We start from the raw sequence: 12,691 nt of genomic DNA, 5'->3' as shown, positions 1-12,691 counted from the left end.
GGCTGCAGCTCGGCTTTTGCGCAATTCCAGGAGAGTATGAAGCGGTTTTTCGTCCGGAATTGCGTAATTTCAAAGAGTTAGATCAATTCAATGGTTCGTTGGAAACGATGAGCGGATCTAGAGGAGGGGATCGAGCAGGAAAGGACGGTCGTCCGGTTTTTCCTTCTGCTCGACGGTGCCGGCGGGCGCCTTGGTGTTGATCGGCGCCGTCGAACCGGGGCGGTCGAGATCGCCCTTGCGTCCGCAACCGACAAGAACCAGCCCGGGGATCGCCAGCAGGAGCGCAAGCCGGGCCGCCTTCGTGAATGTCATCGTTATTTTCCTTCGCGGGACTGATGCTGGTGCGATGTCTTATCGATTTTTCCGGCGCTTGTGCACCCTGAATTTGCGGGCGGAGGCCGCCCACACCTTCGCTCATCCCTTAGTTTCGGGCGCGCCACCAGGCGATCTGTTTGCGAACCTCGTTGGGCGCAGTGCCACCGAAGGAGGTGCGGCTGGCAACCGAAGCCTCGACCGTCAGAACGTCGAAGACCTTCTCGGTGATGTCGGCGTGGATCGATTGCAGGTCGGCAAGCGAGAGATCCGCCAGATCGCAGGCCTTCTGTTCGGCAAGTGCTACGGCCCGGCCCGTGACGTGGTGGGCGTCGCGGAAGGGCAGGCCCGCCTCGCGCACCAGCCAATCGGCAAGATCGGTCGCGGTCGAATAGCCGGAGCCGGCGGCCGCCTTCATGCGGTCGGTGCGAACAGTCATGTCGCGCACCATGCCGGTCATGGCGGCAATCGCCAGCTCGAGGCTCTCGGCGGCATCGAAGACCTGTTCCTTGTCTTCCTGCATGTCCTTGGAATAGGCGAGCGGCAGGCCCTTCATGACCGTCAGAAGTGCTACCAGCGAACCGTTGATGCGGCCGGTCTTGGCGCGCACCAGTTCGGCGGCATCGGGGTTCTTCTTCTGCGGCATGATCGAGGAGCCGGTCGAAAACGCATCGGACAGGCGGATGAAGCCGAATTGCGGGGTCGACCAGATGACGATCTCTTCGGCGAGGCGCGACAGGTGCGTGGCCGTGATCGATGCCATCGACAGGAATTCGAGCGCGAAGTCACGGTCGGACACGGTGTCGATCGAGTTGCGGGTCGGGCCGGCGAAGCCGAGCGCCTTGGCGGTCATGTGCCGGTCGATCGGGAAGCCGGTGCCGGCGAGTGCGGCAGCACCGATCGGGCTTTCGTCCATATGCTCGATGGCGTGGCGCACGCGCGAGCGGTCGCGGCCGAACATTTCCACGTAGGCCATGCAATGGTGGCCAAAGGTGACCGGCTGCGCGGTCTGCAGGTGTGTGAAGCCCGGCATGACGGTATCGGCATGTTCCTCGGCACGGTCGAGGAAGGCGGCGATCAGCGCCGTCAGCGCCTTCTCAGTCCGCTGCAGCTCTTCCTTGACCCAGAGGCGGAAGTCGAGCGCCACCTGGTCGTTGCGCGAGCGGGCGGTGTGCAGGCGACCGGCGGAGGGACCGATCAGTGTCGCAAGCCGCGCTTCGATGTTCATGTGGATGTCTTCGAGGCGGCGCGAGAACTCGAACTGGCCGCTTTCGATCTCTGACAGGATCGTGTTGAGGCCGTGAACGATTTTGTCTTTGTCTTCAGTCGAAATGATGCCTTGATGCGCCAGCATCGTCGCATGCGCTATTGAGCCGCGGATGTCCTGGGCATAGAGCTTCTTGTCGAAGCCGATCGAGGCATTTATCTCCTCCATGATCGCGTCCGGACCCGAGGCAAAGCGACCGCCCCACATTTGGTTGGAGGATTTCGTCTCGGAATTGCCGTCAGCCATGAAGAATGCCCGCCTTGGAGAATGAAATGCCCGACCAGAAGAAATCCCCCCCGGCCGTGAAACTGTTCGCGCTCGCCGCCCTGTTTGGCGTGATCGTCGGTGCGGCAGCGGTATACGTGAAGGAGACGGGGTCTGGCAATGGTGAGGCGACTGAAACGGCCAGCACCAGCTGCCCGCTGACATCAGCCAAGGTCGCGTCGCTGACGCCGTTCATGAAGGGTCATGTCGCCGCCATGTCGCCGGCTTCGTCGCCGCGGCCGATCGCGCTCGACTTCAACGGTCCGGATGGCAAGCCGACCAATGTCTCGGCCTTTGCCGGCAAGACCCTGCTCGTCAACCTCTGGGCCACCTGGTGCGTGCCGTGCCGCGAGGAAATGCCGGCGCTCAACACACTGCAGAAGTCGCTCGGCAGCGACAAGTTCGAGGTGGTGGCGATCAACATCGACGTCGGCGACGACGAGAAGCCGAAGGCGTTCCTCGACGAGACCGCCGTGCACGACCTTGGCTACTACCGCGACGCCTCCATGGGCGTCTTCAACAACATGAAGAAGGAAGGCCTTGCCTTCGGCCTGCCGGCGACCTTGCTGCTCGATGACAAGGGCTGCCTCATCGGCTCGATGAACGGCCCGGCCGCCTGGGACAGCGATGATGCCAAGGCGCTGATCAGCGCCGCTGTCGCCCCGGCAGTCGGTAGCTGAGGCGGGATCGGTAGGTGCACAAAACAAAAACCCGGCGGATCGCCGGGTTTTTCTTTGCCTTTGACGACAAGTTAGCGGGTCGGAACCGGAATCTCGCCGCGGTAGTCGTAGAAGCCGCGGCCGGATTTGCGGCCGAGCCAGCCTGCCTCGACGTATTTCACCAGCAGCGGGCAGGGGCGATACTTCGAATCCGCCAAGCCGTCATAGAGCACCTGCATGATCGACAGGCAGGTGTCGAGGCCGATGAAGTCGGCGAGCTGCAGCGGGCCCATCGGATGGTTGGCGCCAAGCTTCATCGCCGTGTCGATGGCCTCGACGCTGCCGACGCCTTCGTAAAGCGTGTAGATCGCCTCGTTGATCATCGGCAGCAGGATGCGGTTGACGATGAAGGCCGGGAAATCTTCGGCGACCGTTACGGTCTTGTCGAGCGTCGCAACGAACTCCTTGGCGGTCTTGAAGGTCAGCTCGTCAGTGGCGATGCCACGCACGAGCTCGACCAGCTTCATGACCGGAACCGGGTTCATGAAGTGGATGCCCATGAAATGCTCGGGACGATCGGTGGCCGAGGCCAGACGGGTGATCGACAGAGAAGAGGTGTTGGTCGCCAGGATCGCTTCCGGCTTCAGGATCGGACAAACCTGGCCGTAAATCTTGCGCTTGATCGTCTCGTCTTCGGTGACGGCTTCGATGACGAGGTCGGCCTGCGACAGGTCGTTGATGTCGGATGAGCCCTTGATCAGGGCCAAGGCGGCTTTGCGGGCCTCGTCGGTCATCTTGCCGGACGATACCTGGCGGGCGAGGTTGCCGTTGATGGTGGCAAGGCCCGCTTCGATCCGTTCAGCGGCAAGATCGTAGATCTGCACCTTGTATCCGGCGATTGCCGAAACATGCGCGATGCCACAGCCCATTTGCCCGGCACCAATAATTCCGACAGTCTTGATCATCGCGGCGAACATCCATCTTCAAAGGTTTGGCGGTGAGGCCGCCATCAGACACGCAAACCGGGCCGGTTTGGCCGGCCCGGTAGATTGTTAATGCCAAGTCCACGCTTTTGCCAGCCCTTTTCATGGGTGGCGGCGGGCGGCTCTTGCCGTGGTTACAGGGCCTTCTGCAACTCAGGCAGCGCTTCGAAGAGATCGGCAACCAGGCCGTAGTCGGCGACCTGGAAAATCGGTGCCTCTTCGTCCTTGTTGATCGCGACGATGACCTTCGAGTCCTTCATGCCGGCGAGGTGCTGGATGGCACCGGAGATGCCGCAGGCGATATAGAGATCAGGTGCGACCACCTTGCCGGTCTGACCGACCTGCCAGTCGTTCGGCGCGTAGCCGGCATCGACAGCGGCGCGCGAGGCGCCGACGGCAGCACCGAGCTTGTCGGCAACCGGCAGGATGACTTCCTGGAACTTCTCCGAGGAACCGAGCGCACGACCACCGGAGATGATGATCTTGGCCGAGGTCAGCTCCGGACGGTCGGACGACGACAGGGCGTCGGCGACGAAGCTGGAGACACCCGGGTTGGCGGCAGCCGCGACACTTTCGATCGCAGCCGAACCGCCTTCAGCGGCAGAGGCGAAGGAGGCGGTGCGCACGGTGATGACGCGCTTGGCTTCCGTCGTCTGCACCGTCTGGATGGCGTTGCCGGCATAGATCGGGCGCTTGAAGGTGTCGGAAGAGACCACTTCGATGATTTCCGAGACCTGGGCGACGTCGAGCAGCGCTGCGACGCGCGGCATGACGTTCTTGCCGACCGAGGTCGCCGCTGCGACGATGGTGTCGTAGTTGCCGGCGAGCGAAACGATCAGGGCTGCCAGCGGCTCTGCGAGGTTGTTGGCAAGCGAGGCATCGTCGGCGACGAGCACCTTGGATACCCCGGCAAGCTTCGATGCCTGTTCGGCCGCTGCCTTGGCGCCGCTACCGGCGACCAGCACATGCACATCGCCGCCGATCTTGGAGGCGGCGGTCAGCGCCTTGGCGGTCTGGTCGGAAAGGTGGTTGCTGTCGTGGTCAGCCAGAAGAAGAATGGCCATGATGATATCTCCCTTCCTTAAATCAGAGCACGCCGGCTTCGACTTTAAGCTTTTCGACGAGCTCGGCGACCGACTTGACCTTGATGCCGGCCTTGCGGCCCGACGGCTCCTCGGTCTTCAGCACTTTGAGGCGGGCAGCGGTGTCGACGCCGAAGTCCGCAGGGGTCTTCTTGTCGAGCGGCTTCTTCTTCGCCTTCATGATGTTGGGCAGCGAGGCGTAGCGCGGTTCGTTGAGGCGCAGGTCGGTGGTGACAACTGCCGGCAGCTTGATGTCGATGGTCTGCAGACCGCCGTCGACTTCGCGGGTCACGGTTGCCTTGCCATCGCCGATCTCGACCTTGGAGGCAAAGGTGCCCTGGGCCCAGCCGAGCAGAGCCGACAGCATCTGGCCGGTCTGGTTCGAATCGTCGTCGATCGCCTGCTTGCCGACGATGATCAGGCCCGGCTGTTCGGCTTCGGCGACGCCCTTGACGATCTTGGCCACAGTGAGCGGCTCGACCTGGTCTTCGGTCTCAACCAGGATGGCGCGGTCGGCGCCCATGGCAAGGGCCGTGCGTAGCGTCTCTTCGGCCTTGGCCGGACCAACGGAAACGACGACGACTTCCTCCGCCTTGCCGGCTTCCTTCAGCCGCAGCGCTTCTTCGACCGAGATTTCGTCGAAGGGGTTCATCGACATCTTCACGTTCGCGAGCTCGACGCCCGAACCGTCTGCCTTCACGCGGATCTTGACGTTGTAGTCAACCACCCGCTTCACCGTCACAAGTATTTTCATGGATTCTTCCCTCCAAGAGCTTTCGCAGGAAAATGCGCCTTAACGGAGCCGCCTGATTGTCGGTTGGCGACATCGATACGCGTTTTTTCTCCAATTACAATCGCTGTGCATGGCGCTAAATCGATATAATCCCGAGAATTGGAATGACGTTTACGTACACGTAAGATAAGCGGATGGCAAGCGGGTTCCGAGGCCAGTCTTTTACAGGTCGTCAATGCGGGGCCGGGGGCAGGCAAGTCCTTGAAAAACCGCCCGATCCGCGTTCATTGGGCGGAAAAGGCCGGGCTCCGCTCAGGTCTGGCGTCCCCAGGGCATCGGCGGTTTTGTCGCATCCGGAGCCGGCTGCTGCCCGGCCGTGACCGGTTCCGCCTTGTGGCGGACGGCGCGTGGCGTAACGATGGTGCGGTCGAAAAGCGGTACGTCGCGGCGTCGCAAAATGACCACCAGGATGAGGCCGGCGACGATGCCGCCGACATGGGCGCTCCAGGAAACGCCGCTGCCAGGATCGACGACCAGCATGAAGAATTGCTGGCCAATCCAGAGGGCCAGCGGAATGGCCGCGGGAAGCGGCAGCGGGATGCGGAAGAACACCAGAACCCAGACGCGCACCTTCGGATGCAGCAGGAAGTAGGCGGCAACGACGCCGGAGATCGCGCCGGATGCGCCGATCAGCGGTGCCTCTGAGGCCGGATCGAGAAGCCCATGTGCAAGCGCCCCCGCGGCGGCGCAGAGCAGATAGAAGGCGAGGTAGCGGAAGTGCCCGAGCGCGTCTTCGACATTGTCGCCGAACACCCAGAGGAACAGCATGTTCATCGCCAGATGCATGAAGTCGCCATGCAGGAAGGAATAGGTGATGAAGGTGAAGCCGTCGGGAACGATGATCAGTGACGGATCGAGTTGGGCATAGTCGAAGATGAGCGCCGGGATATAGCCGAAGCCGAGGATTGCGGCATTGGCGAACTCTTCCGAGGCGATCGGCCCGGTGATCAGCCAGACGACGATGTTGACGACGATCAGGCTGATCGTGACGTACTGGACCTTGATGTGCTTCAGGGTGTTCGTATCGTGAAGCGGTATGAACATGCTCTCTCCCGAAGCGTCGTTCCATGCCACGGTTCCTCAATCCGAATCCGGCTTGGGAACGATGCGGAAGCGGACGTTATCTGTTTTTTCCGGGAATCCAAAGGACGTCGGCTTGACCTTTGTCATTTGCCGAACGCGCCGCGACAAACAGGAAATCGGAGAGCCGGTTGATATAGGCGATCGCCTCTTTGCTGACGATCTCTCCTTCGACATTGGCGAGCGCTACCATCTGCCGCTCGGCCCGCCGCGCGACGGTGCGGGCGACATGCAACATCGCTGAGGCAGGACTGCCGGCTGGAAGCACGAAGGAGCGCAAGGGTTCGAGCTCGGCATTCAGCCGGTCGATTTCGGTCTCCAGCCAGGTTACCTGCGCTGTGACGATCCGGAGCGGTTCGTATTGCGGCGGTTCGCCGGTGTCGGGCGTCGCGAGATCGGCGCCAAGATCGAAGAGATCGTTCTGGATCCGCATCAGCGCGTCGTCGAGCGCCGGGATGTCGGCCGTGTGCTGCCGCGCCAAGCCGACGAAGGCGTTGGATTCATCCACCGCGCCATAGGCATCGACCCGAAGGTCGCTCTTGAGGCGGCGCGGACCTGCAACAAGCCCGGTGGTGCCGTTGTCACCCGTCCGGGTGTAGATCTTGTTGAGCTTCACCATCTGTCGTCACGGTCCTCTAGAGCAATTCCAGGAAAGGTGTGAAACGGCTTTCCGTTCGGAATTGCGTCATCTAGGTCGGGCAATTCCAGGAAAGGTGTGGAACGGCTTTCCGTCCGGAATTGCGTCATCTAGGTCGGGCAATTCCAGGAAAGGTGTGAAACGGCTTTCCGTCCGGAATTGCGTCATCTAGGTCGGGCGGCCGCCGCCGGTGACCCACAGCGTTACCATGATCAGGACGATCGCGATCGCTTGCAGCAGCACGCGGGCCTGCATCAGCTTGTTGGATTTGCTGGCGCTGCCGCCCCTCATCATGTTCAAGAGGCCGCGGAGCAAAACTATGGCGACCAAGCCCATGACGAACAGGGTCAGGCCGGTGAAGAAACTAGACATCGTATTCTTCCTTGCATTTTTACTCAGCCAAGTCGGCCGATGATGCGATAAAACAACGCTGCCGGCAGGAGCTTTTTCAGAAGCGCGCCCTGCCTGGCGGGCCTTGTTACAATATAGTGCGGTTTTGGTTTCTTTGCTGTCAGCGCGTGCTTCAAAACCGCATAAACCGCATCCGGGCCGAGCTTGCCGGGCGCGGGTTTGCCTTCGCCTCTCAAACGTCGCATCTGCCGTTCATATTCGACACGGTGCACCGAATTCTTCAGGTCGATGAAACGCTCGATATAGGCAACGGCATTGGTCGTGAAGTTGGACGTGATCGGTCCGGGCTCAATGAGGCTCACCTCGATGCCGCTGCCGGCAAGCTCCATCTTGAGCGTGAGCGACAGGCCCTCGATCGCAAACTTGGAGGCATTGTAGGCGCCGCGCCAGCGATAGGGAACGATGCCGAGGATGGAGGAGCACTGCACGATGCGGCCGCTGCCACGCGCCCGCATCGACGGAATCACCCGCCGCGTCAGGTCATGCCAGCCGATGACGTTGGTCTCGAGCTGAAGCCTAAGCGCTTCGGTCGGCAGGTCTTCGACGGCACCTGCCTGGCCATAGGCGCCGTTGTTGAACAGCGCGTCGATGCGTCCGCTGGAAAGCGCCAGCACCGTGTCTGCCAGGGCGGCGATGGTTTCCGGCTTGGTATAGTCCATCAGGAAGGTCTCGATGCCCTCAGCTTCAAGGGACTGGCGGTCTTCTTCCCGGCGCACGGTGGCAAAGACACGCCAGCCGTCGGCATGGAGCGCGCGCGCACAGTAGGCGCCGATCCCGGACGAACATCCGGTGACAATGATTGTGGGGCGATCAGTCATCCGATCGATTCCTGTAGAAATCCTGCCTCCGTTTCCCATATTCATCGGCGGGATACAATTGAATTGCGCAAGCCGGAACCCGCCAGCGTTGTCGCCGTTGGGATCGTGTGAAGCCAAGGAAACGGCACCGGGACGACAGCGCGGGAGTACGCGGTCGTGGAGCCCTGTAGGATTGGAATGGAATGCCAGCATTCATACGCATCACCTGGAAAGTCGTATTCGATGCGCTCTGGCATTTCAGCCTCGATGACGGTTGGGCGATGGCGAGCCATGTGGCTCTGTCGTCGCTGCTTGCCGTCTTTCCCTTTCTAATCTTCGGCACAGCACTCGGCAGCTTTCTCGGCGCTGATCAATTTGCCGAAACGGCCGTACACCTGATCTTCGACGCCTGGCCCGAATCGATCGCCAAGCCTGTCGCCGACGAGATCGTGCGGGTGCTGACGATCCCGCGCGGCGGGCTTTTGACCATTTCCGTTCTTGCCGCGGCCTATTTTGCCTCCAACGGCGTGGAAGCGCTGCGCGTCTCGCTGAACCGCGCCTATCGCGTCAGCGAGAGCCGTTACTGGTACATGACCCGGTTAGCGAGCCTCGGCTTCGTGCTCGCCGGCGTGCTGATCCTTGCGGCGCTCAGCATCCTGCTGGTCGCGGTGCCGCTGGCGGTGCGTTACACCGGGGAATGGTGGCCGTGGCTCGGCGGTGTGCTGGCGACAGTCGACAACTGGAGCCTGCCGCTCGCCCTGATCATGTTGACCGGTGGGCTGCTCGTGTCGCATCTCTGGCTGCCGGACGGTCACCGCAAGGTGGTCGACGTGCTCCCCGGCATCGTGCTGACGCTCGTCTGCTGGACGATCGGCGCCTATGCCTTCGCCTCCTATCTCGCGACCTTCGCCACCTATGTCTCGACCTATGCGGGCCTGGCGTCGATCATGATCGTGCTCGTGTTCCTCTACATGATCGCGGCGATCTTCATCATCGGCGCCGAGATCAACGCGGCAATCCTGAAATACCGGGTCAAACGCATGGTGCGGCGCAGCTTCCAGTTCCGCAGCGGCACCGATGCGGGCCGCGAAGACGAGGACCTAAACGACTAGGGTCCGGACCTCTTCCGGGGTGCGGCCGGCGGCACGGAATGCCGCAATGCCGGTATCCTGGTTGCTCTTGGAGAGCTTGCGGCCATCCGGCCCAAGTATCAGCCGGTGGTGATGATAGAGCGGCTCCGGCAGGTCGAGAAGCCGCTGCAGCAGCCGGTGCACGGAGGTTGCGTGATAGAGATCGCGGCCGCGCACCACGTGGGTAATGCCCTGCAGCGCATCATCTGTCACGACGGACAGATGGTAGCTTGACGGTGCATCGGAGCGCGACAGGATGACGTCGCCCCAGGCGGCGGGGTTGGCAGCAATGATGCCGGTTTCGCCCGCCGGCCCGGCACCGCTCTCGCTCCAGGTGAGGCGGGCGTTGCCTAGGAGATTGATCGCTTTCTGCATGTCGAGCCGCAAGGCATAGGCTCTGCCACTCTCAAGCATGGCCGTTCGCTCACCGGTCGAATAGGTGCGCTCGCGTCCGGGATAGAGCGGGCTGCCATCCGGATCGCGCGGCCAGGTCCGGCCGCCGGCTTCGGCTTCTGCGACGGCGGCCTTGATCTCGCCGCGGGTCATGATCGAGGGGTAGACCACGCCGAGTTCATTCAACCGTTCAAGCGCCGACGCATAGGCGCCGAAATGGTCCGACTGGCGGCGCACGGGGCGCTCCCAGTCCAAGCCGAGCCAGGCGAGATCCCTGGAGATCGCTGCCTCGAATTCCGGGCGGCAACGGGTCTGGTCGATATCCTCGATGCGCAGCAGGAAACGGCCGTTCGCGGCCTTCGCCATGTCGTGGTTCAGCACCGCGGAAAGCGCATGGCCGAGGTGAAGCAGGCCGTTCGGGCTGGGGGCAAAGCGGAAAACGGGTGGCGTGTCTGGCATCCTTTCCCTTTGCCATGGAAGGCGTATAAAAATCATCCGCTTTGTGGAGGCGTCATGCGGATCATCCGGACACATGAGGATATCGAAGCCGGGCTTTCCGGTCTGGTGATGCTCGATGCGCGTCTGGAGTACGTGGTCGCCAGGGCCGGGCCCGTGCCGCTCCGCCGAACCAATCCCGGTTACCGAGGCCTCGCCAGCATCATCGTCTCGCAGATGGTCTCGAAGGCAAGCGCTGCGGCGATCTGGCGGCGGATGGAAGAGAGGCTCGGCGAGGTGACGGCATCAGGGGTGATTTCGCTCAGCGATGAGGACTGCCGCGTCATCGGCCTCTCCCGCGCCAAGGCGGATGCATTGCGTCGCGTCGCCGATGTGGTGGTGGGCGGCGAGATCGATCTCGATGCGATCTGCGACGCCGAAGCGACCGAGGCGATCCGGGACCTGACGGCGATCAAGGGCGTGGGACGCTGGACGGCGGAGGTCTATCTGCTGTTTTGCGCCGGCCACCCGGATGTCTTCCCCTCTGGCGACGTCGCCTTGCAGAACGCGATCGGCCACGGGCTGGGCCTCGAATTGCGCCCGACCGCACGCGAAATTGATTCGCTTGCCGCCTCCTGGTCGCCCTGGCGCAGTGTCGCTGCGCGGCTCTTCTGGGCCTATTATGCACAGGAAATGCGCCGAGATGCTGTTCCTGTGACACCTTGAAGGAAAAAGCGAATCCAGCGCATGCATTTTTGTTTCCGGCTTCACAATCCTGTTGCAACGGGCCTAATATAGAAGGTGCAGATGCCGAATCGATCAGGAGAATACGCTTGACGATTGCAGTCTCACCTCAGGCCTTACCAGCGCTCGTCTTGAACGCTGACTATCGGCCGCTTAGTTACTACCCCTTGTCGCTTTGGTCCTGGCAGGACGCGATCAAGGCCGTCTTCCTTGACCGTGTAAACATCCTTGCCGAGTACGAACATTCGGTGTCGTCTCCGAGTTTCTCGATGCGACTGCCGAGCGTCGTTTGCCTCAAGAGCTACGTGCAGCCCTCGCGCCACCCGGCCTTCACCCGGTTCAACGTGTTCCTGCGCGATAAATTCGAATGCCAGTATTGCGGTTCGCCCGACGATCTCACCTTCGATCACGTGGTGCCCCGCGCTCACGGCGGCCAGACGACCTGGGACAACGTCGTCGCAGCCTGCTCCCCCTGCAATCTGCGCAAGGGCAGCAAGCTGCCGAAGCAGGCCGGCATGTTCCCGCACCAGAGGCCCTTCCAGCCGACGGTACAGGACCTGCACAACAACGGTCGGCTCTTTCCGCCGAACCATCTGCATGAAAGCTGGATGGACTATCTCTACTGGGACGTCGAACTGCAGCCCTGACGCTGTTCGTGCCTTCTTGCCGGATCAAGCCCCAGAGCGGGATCAGGACAGGTGCGTGCCTTCGCCAACCCGTGTCGGGTGGTTACGGCGCGAAAGTGTCCGCATTCCTGAGTCCGCCCAGGGAGATCAGCGCGCCTTTGCAGCGCCGCGCAGGGCGATCGCTGCGAGGATGAGGCTGGCGATCACGTTCCACCCGGCGAAGGAAAGGCCGAGCACCCGCAATGCGGCCTCCGTGCAGGACGGACCGTGCTTCGAATCGAGATCTCCAAGCAGATCGCCGACATTCGACGATACGCCCTGTGCCGTCGTCGCGCAGGTGGAGGGGCCTTCCCAGAAGTGCCATTCCGCGCCCGAGTGGTAGACGCCCATGCCGGCGCCGACGAGCATCAGGATGCCGACGATGGCGAGCAGCGTGCGGGTCAGCCACACCGGCAGTTTCAGCGCGCTGGTGATGATGGCGAGAATGCCGACCGGGATGCCCCAATAGTAGGGATCGCGCTGCAACAGGCAGAGCGCGCAGGGGATATAGCCGCCAATATGCTCGAAGCCGAGCGCCCCGCCGACAGTTGCCGCCATGCCAAGTGTCACGACAATGGCGATCAGCAGGTGCTGGCGGGATTGGGTGGCGGTGTCGATCATCTATACCTCGCGGGCGGCAGCTCGGAACCGACACATGCCGCAGTGCAAACTGGATGGCGCCTTCTTAGGCAGGATCGCGCGCCCTGTAAATCGCGGTAGCCGCGACAGGCCCGCACGCTTTCGTGATTGTCATCGGGCCATCCTGAAAATGATGGTTGACCGCAGCGAAAACCTTCGTGTAAATCCGAGCCGCTGATATCGCACTTCCCTGAGCCCCATTGGCGGAATTGGTAGACGCGCTCGACTCAAAATCGAGTTCCGAAAGGAGTGCTGGTTCGACCCCGGCATGGGGCACCACCACACTACCCGAATTCACAGACATCATCCCCGACCGATGTTTCCGGCTTGGACGCGCCTTGGCCCGTGCTTGCCGCACCGGTCATTGAACTGGCGCTTGGGAAAGTGTTAGGTGCGCTGC

15 protein-coding genes and 1 tRNA gene are annotated in these 12,691 nt (G+C 62.1%); 5 read left to right on the top strand and 11 right to left on the bottom strand.

What is annotated here, in order from left to right:
* Positions 1–117: 117 nt before the first annotated feature.
* The gene (gene lptM / locus ACN9MO_RS14165; protein WP_057254769.1) at positions 118–312 is read right to left on the bottom strand and encodes an LPS translocon maturation chaperone LptM; all 195 of its coding nucleotides are present in this window, start codon (positions 310–312) and stop codon (positions 118–120) included.
* A gap of 109 nt (positions 313–421) precedes the next feature.
* Positions 422–1,825 carry an argininosuccinate lyase gene (argH, locus tag ACN9MO_RS14160; RefSeq protein ID WP_057254770.1) on the bottom strand — a complete coding sequence of 468 codons (1,404 nt, stop codon included), beginning with the start codon at positions 1,823–1,825 and terminating at the stop codon, positions 422–424.
* Between the two features lie 26 nt (positions 1,826–1,851).
* On the opposite strand from argH, the gene tlpA reads away from it, so the two are divergent.
* Positions 1,852–2,523: a thiol:disulfide interchange protein TlpA gene (gene tlpA / locus ACN9MO_RS14155; RefSeq protein WP_113132296.1), complete on the top strand. Its 672-nt coding sequence runs from the start codon at positions 1,852–1,854 to the stop codon at positions 2,521–2,523.
* 71 nt (positions 2,524–2,594) lie between these two features.
* Here the strand turns inward: tlpA and ACN9MO_RS14150 are convergent, their stop codons facing one another.
* The 7 genes from ACN9MO_RS14150 to ACN9MO_RS14120 form a co-directional block, all read right to left on the bottom strand.
* Positions 2,595–3,467, bottom strand: coding sequence for a 3-hydroxybutyryl-CoA dehydrogenase (locus ACN9MO_RS14150; RefSeq protein WP_057254841.1), 873 nt, complete (start codon positions 3,465–3,467; stop codon positions 2,595–2,597).
* 152 nt (positions 3,468–3,619) lie between these two features.
* Positions 3,620–4,549, bottom strand: coding sequence for an electron transfer flavoprotein subunit alpha/FixB family protein (locus ACN9MO_RS14145; RefSeq protein WP_057254772.1), 930 nt, complete (start codon positions 4,547–4,549; stop codon positions 3,620–3,622).
* Positions 4,550–4,571: 22 nt separating this feature from the next.
* Positions 4,572–5,321, bottom strand: a complete 750-nt coding sequence (locus tag ACN9MO_RS14140; protein ID WP_112997124.1) for an electron transfer flavoprotein subunit beta/FixA family protein — start codon at positions 5,319–5,321, stop codon at positions 4,572–4,574.
* Positions 5,322–5,612: 291 nt separating this feature from the next.
* Positions 5,613–6,404, bottom strand: coding sequence for a rhomboid family intramembrane serine protease (locus ACN9MO_RS14135; RefSeq protein WP_057254774.1), 792 nt, complete (start codon positions 6,402–6,404; stop codon positions 5,613–5,615).
* Positions 6,405–6,480: 76 nt separating this feature from the next.
* Positions 6,481–7,059, bottom strand: a complete 579-nt coding sequence (locus ACN9MO_RS14130; RefSeq protein ID WP_058323911.1) for a cob(I)yrinic acid a,c-diamide adenosyltransferase — start codon at positions 7,057–7,059, stop codon at positions 6,481–6,483.
* Positions 7,060–7,245: 186 nt separating this feature from the next.
* Complete coding sequence (locus ACN9MO_RS14125) at positions 7,246–7,449, bottom strand: twin transmembrane helix small protein (RefSeq protein WP_057254776.1); 204 nt, start codon at positions 7,447–7,449, stop codon at positions 7,246–7,248.
* A gap of 23 nt (positions 7,450–7,472) precedes the next feature.
* Positions 7,473–8,306, bottom strand: coding sequence for an SDR family oxidoreductase (locus tag ACN9MO_RS14120; RefSeq protein ID WP_112997122.1), 834 nt, complete (start codon positions 8,304–8,306; stop codon positions 7,473–7,475).
* A gap of 182 nt (positions 8,307–8,488) precedes the next feature.
* Here ACN9MO_RS14120 and ACN9MO_RS14115 point away from each other — a divergent pair, with 182 nt between their 5' ends.
* On the top strand, positions 8,489–9,397 hold the full coding sequence (locus ACN9MO_RS14115; RefSeq protein WP_057254778.1) for a YihY/virulence factor BrkB family protein: 909 nt from the start codon (positions 8,489–8,491) through the stop codon (positions 9,395–9,397).
* Here ACN9MO_RS14115 and gluQRS read toward each other — a convergent pair.
* On the bottom strand, positions 9,386–10,267 hold the full coding sequence (gene gluQRS, locus ACN9MO_RS14110) for a tRNA glutamyl-Q(34) synthetase GluQRS (RefSeq protein ID WP_425985340.1): 882 nt from the start codon (positions 10,265–10,267) through the stop codon (positions 9,386–9,388). The two genes, ACN9MO_RS14115 and gluQRS, sit on opposite strands and share 12 nt — an antisense overlap.
* 54 nt (positions 10,268–10,321) lie before the next feature.
* Between gluQRS and ACN9MO_RS14105 the strand changes: the two genes are divergently transcribed.
* Both ACN9MO_RS14105 and ACN9MO_RS14100 read left to right on the top strand, forming a co-directional pair.
* A complete protein-coding gene (locus tag ACN9MO_RS14105) occupies positions 10,322–10,969 on the top strand; it encodes a DNA-3-methyladenine glycosylase family protein (RefSeq protein WP_065377258.1) in 648 nt (215 codons plus the stop codon).
* 107 nt (positions 10,970–11,076) lie between these two features.
* Positions 11,077–11,634, top strand: a complete 558-nt coding sequence (locus ACN9MO_RS14100; protein ID WP_034797858.1) for an HNH endonuclease — start codon at positions 11,077–11,079, stop codon at positions 11,632–11,634.
* 126 nt (positions 11,635–11,760) lie between these two features.
* On the opposite strand, the gene ACN9MO_RS14095 is transcribed toward ACN9MO_RS14100, so the two are convergent.
* Entirely contained in the window at positions 11,761–12,273 is a 513-nt protein-coding gene (locus ACN9MO_RS14095) for a disulfide bond formation protein B (protein ID WP_058323913.1), read from the bottom strand.
* 212 nt (positions 12,274–12,485) lie between these two features.
* Here ACN9MO_RS14095 and ACN9MO_RS14090 point away from each other — a divergent pair.
* Positions 12,486–12,570, top strand: a tRNA-Leu gene (locus ACN9MO_RS14090).
* Positions 12,571–12,691 lie beyond the last annotated feature (121 nt).

The sequence above is a fragment of the Ensifer sp. R-19 genome (assembly GCF_049905105.1).
Lineage (GTDB): Bacteria > Pseudomonadota > Alphaproteobacteria > Rhizobiales > Rhizobiaceae > Ensifer.
Note: the sequence above shows the minus strand (reverse complement) of the source record. Positions and strands in the feature narration are given on the sequence as shown.

Excerpts from the sequence above, each read along its gene's own strand:
- ACN9MO_RS14105 (WP_065377258.1), top strand. The coding sequence starts at position 10,322 with ATGCGGATCATCCGGACACATGAGGATATCGAAGCCGGGCTTTCCGGT.
- ACN9MO_RS14095 (WP_058323913.1), bottom strand. The coding sequence starts at position 12,273 with ATGATCGACACCGCCACCCAATCCCGCCAGCACCTGCTGATCGCCATT.
- ACN9MO_RS14145 (WP_057254772.1), bottom strand. The coding sequence starts at position 4,549 with ATGGCCATTCTTCTTCTGGCTGACCACGACAGCAACCACCTTTCCGAC.
- ACN9MO_RS14115 (WP_057254778.1), top strand. The coding sequence starts at position 8,489 with ATGCCAGCATTCATACGCATCACCTGGAAAGTCGTATTCGATGCGCTC.
- ACN9MO_RS14140 (WP_112997124.1), bottom strand. The coding sequence starts at position 5,321 with ATGAAAATACTTGTGACGGTGAAGCGGGTGGTTGACTACAACGTCAAG.
- ACN9MO_RS14125 (WP_057254776.1), bottom strand. The coding sequence starts at position 7,449 with ATGTCTAGTTTCTTCACCGGCCTGACCCTGTTCGTCATGGGCTTGGTC.
- tlpA (WP_113132296.1), top strand. The coding sequence starts at position 1,852 with ATGCCCGACCAGAAGAAATCCCCCCCGGCCGTGAAACTGTTCGCGCTC.
- lptM (WP_057254769.1), bottom strand. The coding sequence starts at position 312 with ATGACATTCACGAAGGCGGCCCGGCTTGCGCTCCTGCTGGCGATCCCC.
- ACN9MO_RS14120 (WP_112997122.1), bottom strand. The coding sequence starts at position 8,306 with ATGACTGATCGCCCCACAATCATTGTCACCGGATGTTCGTCCGGGATC.
- ACN9MO_RS14150 (WP_057254841.1), bottom strand. The coding sequence starts at position 3,467 with ATGATCAAGACTGTCGGAATTATTGGTGCCGGGCAAATGGGCTGTGGC.
- gluQRS (WP_425985340.1), bottom strand. The coding sequence starts at position 10,267 with ATGCCAGACACGCCACCCGTTTTCCGCTTTGCCCCCAGCCCGAACGGC.
- ACN9MO_RS14130 (WP_058323911.1), bottom strand. The coding sequence starts at position 7,059 with ATGGTGAAGCTCAACAAGATCTACACCCGGACGGGTGACAACGGCACC.
- argH (WP_057254770.1), bottom strand. The coding sequence starts at position 1,825 with ATGGCTGACGGCAATTCCGAGACGAAATCCTCCAACCAAATGTGGGGC.
- ACN9MO_RS14135 (WP_057254774.1), bottom strand. The coding sequence starts at position 6,404 with ATGTTCATACCGCTTCACGATACGAACACCCTGAAGCACATCAAGGTC.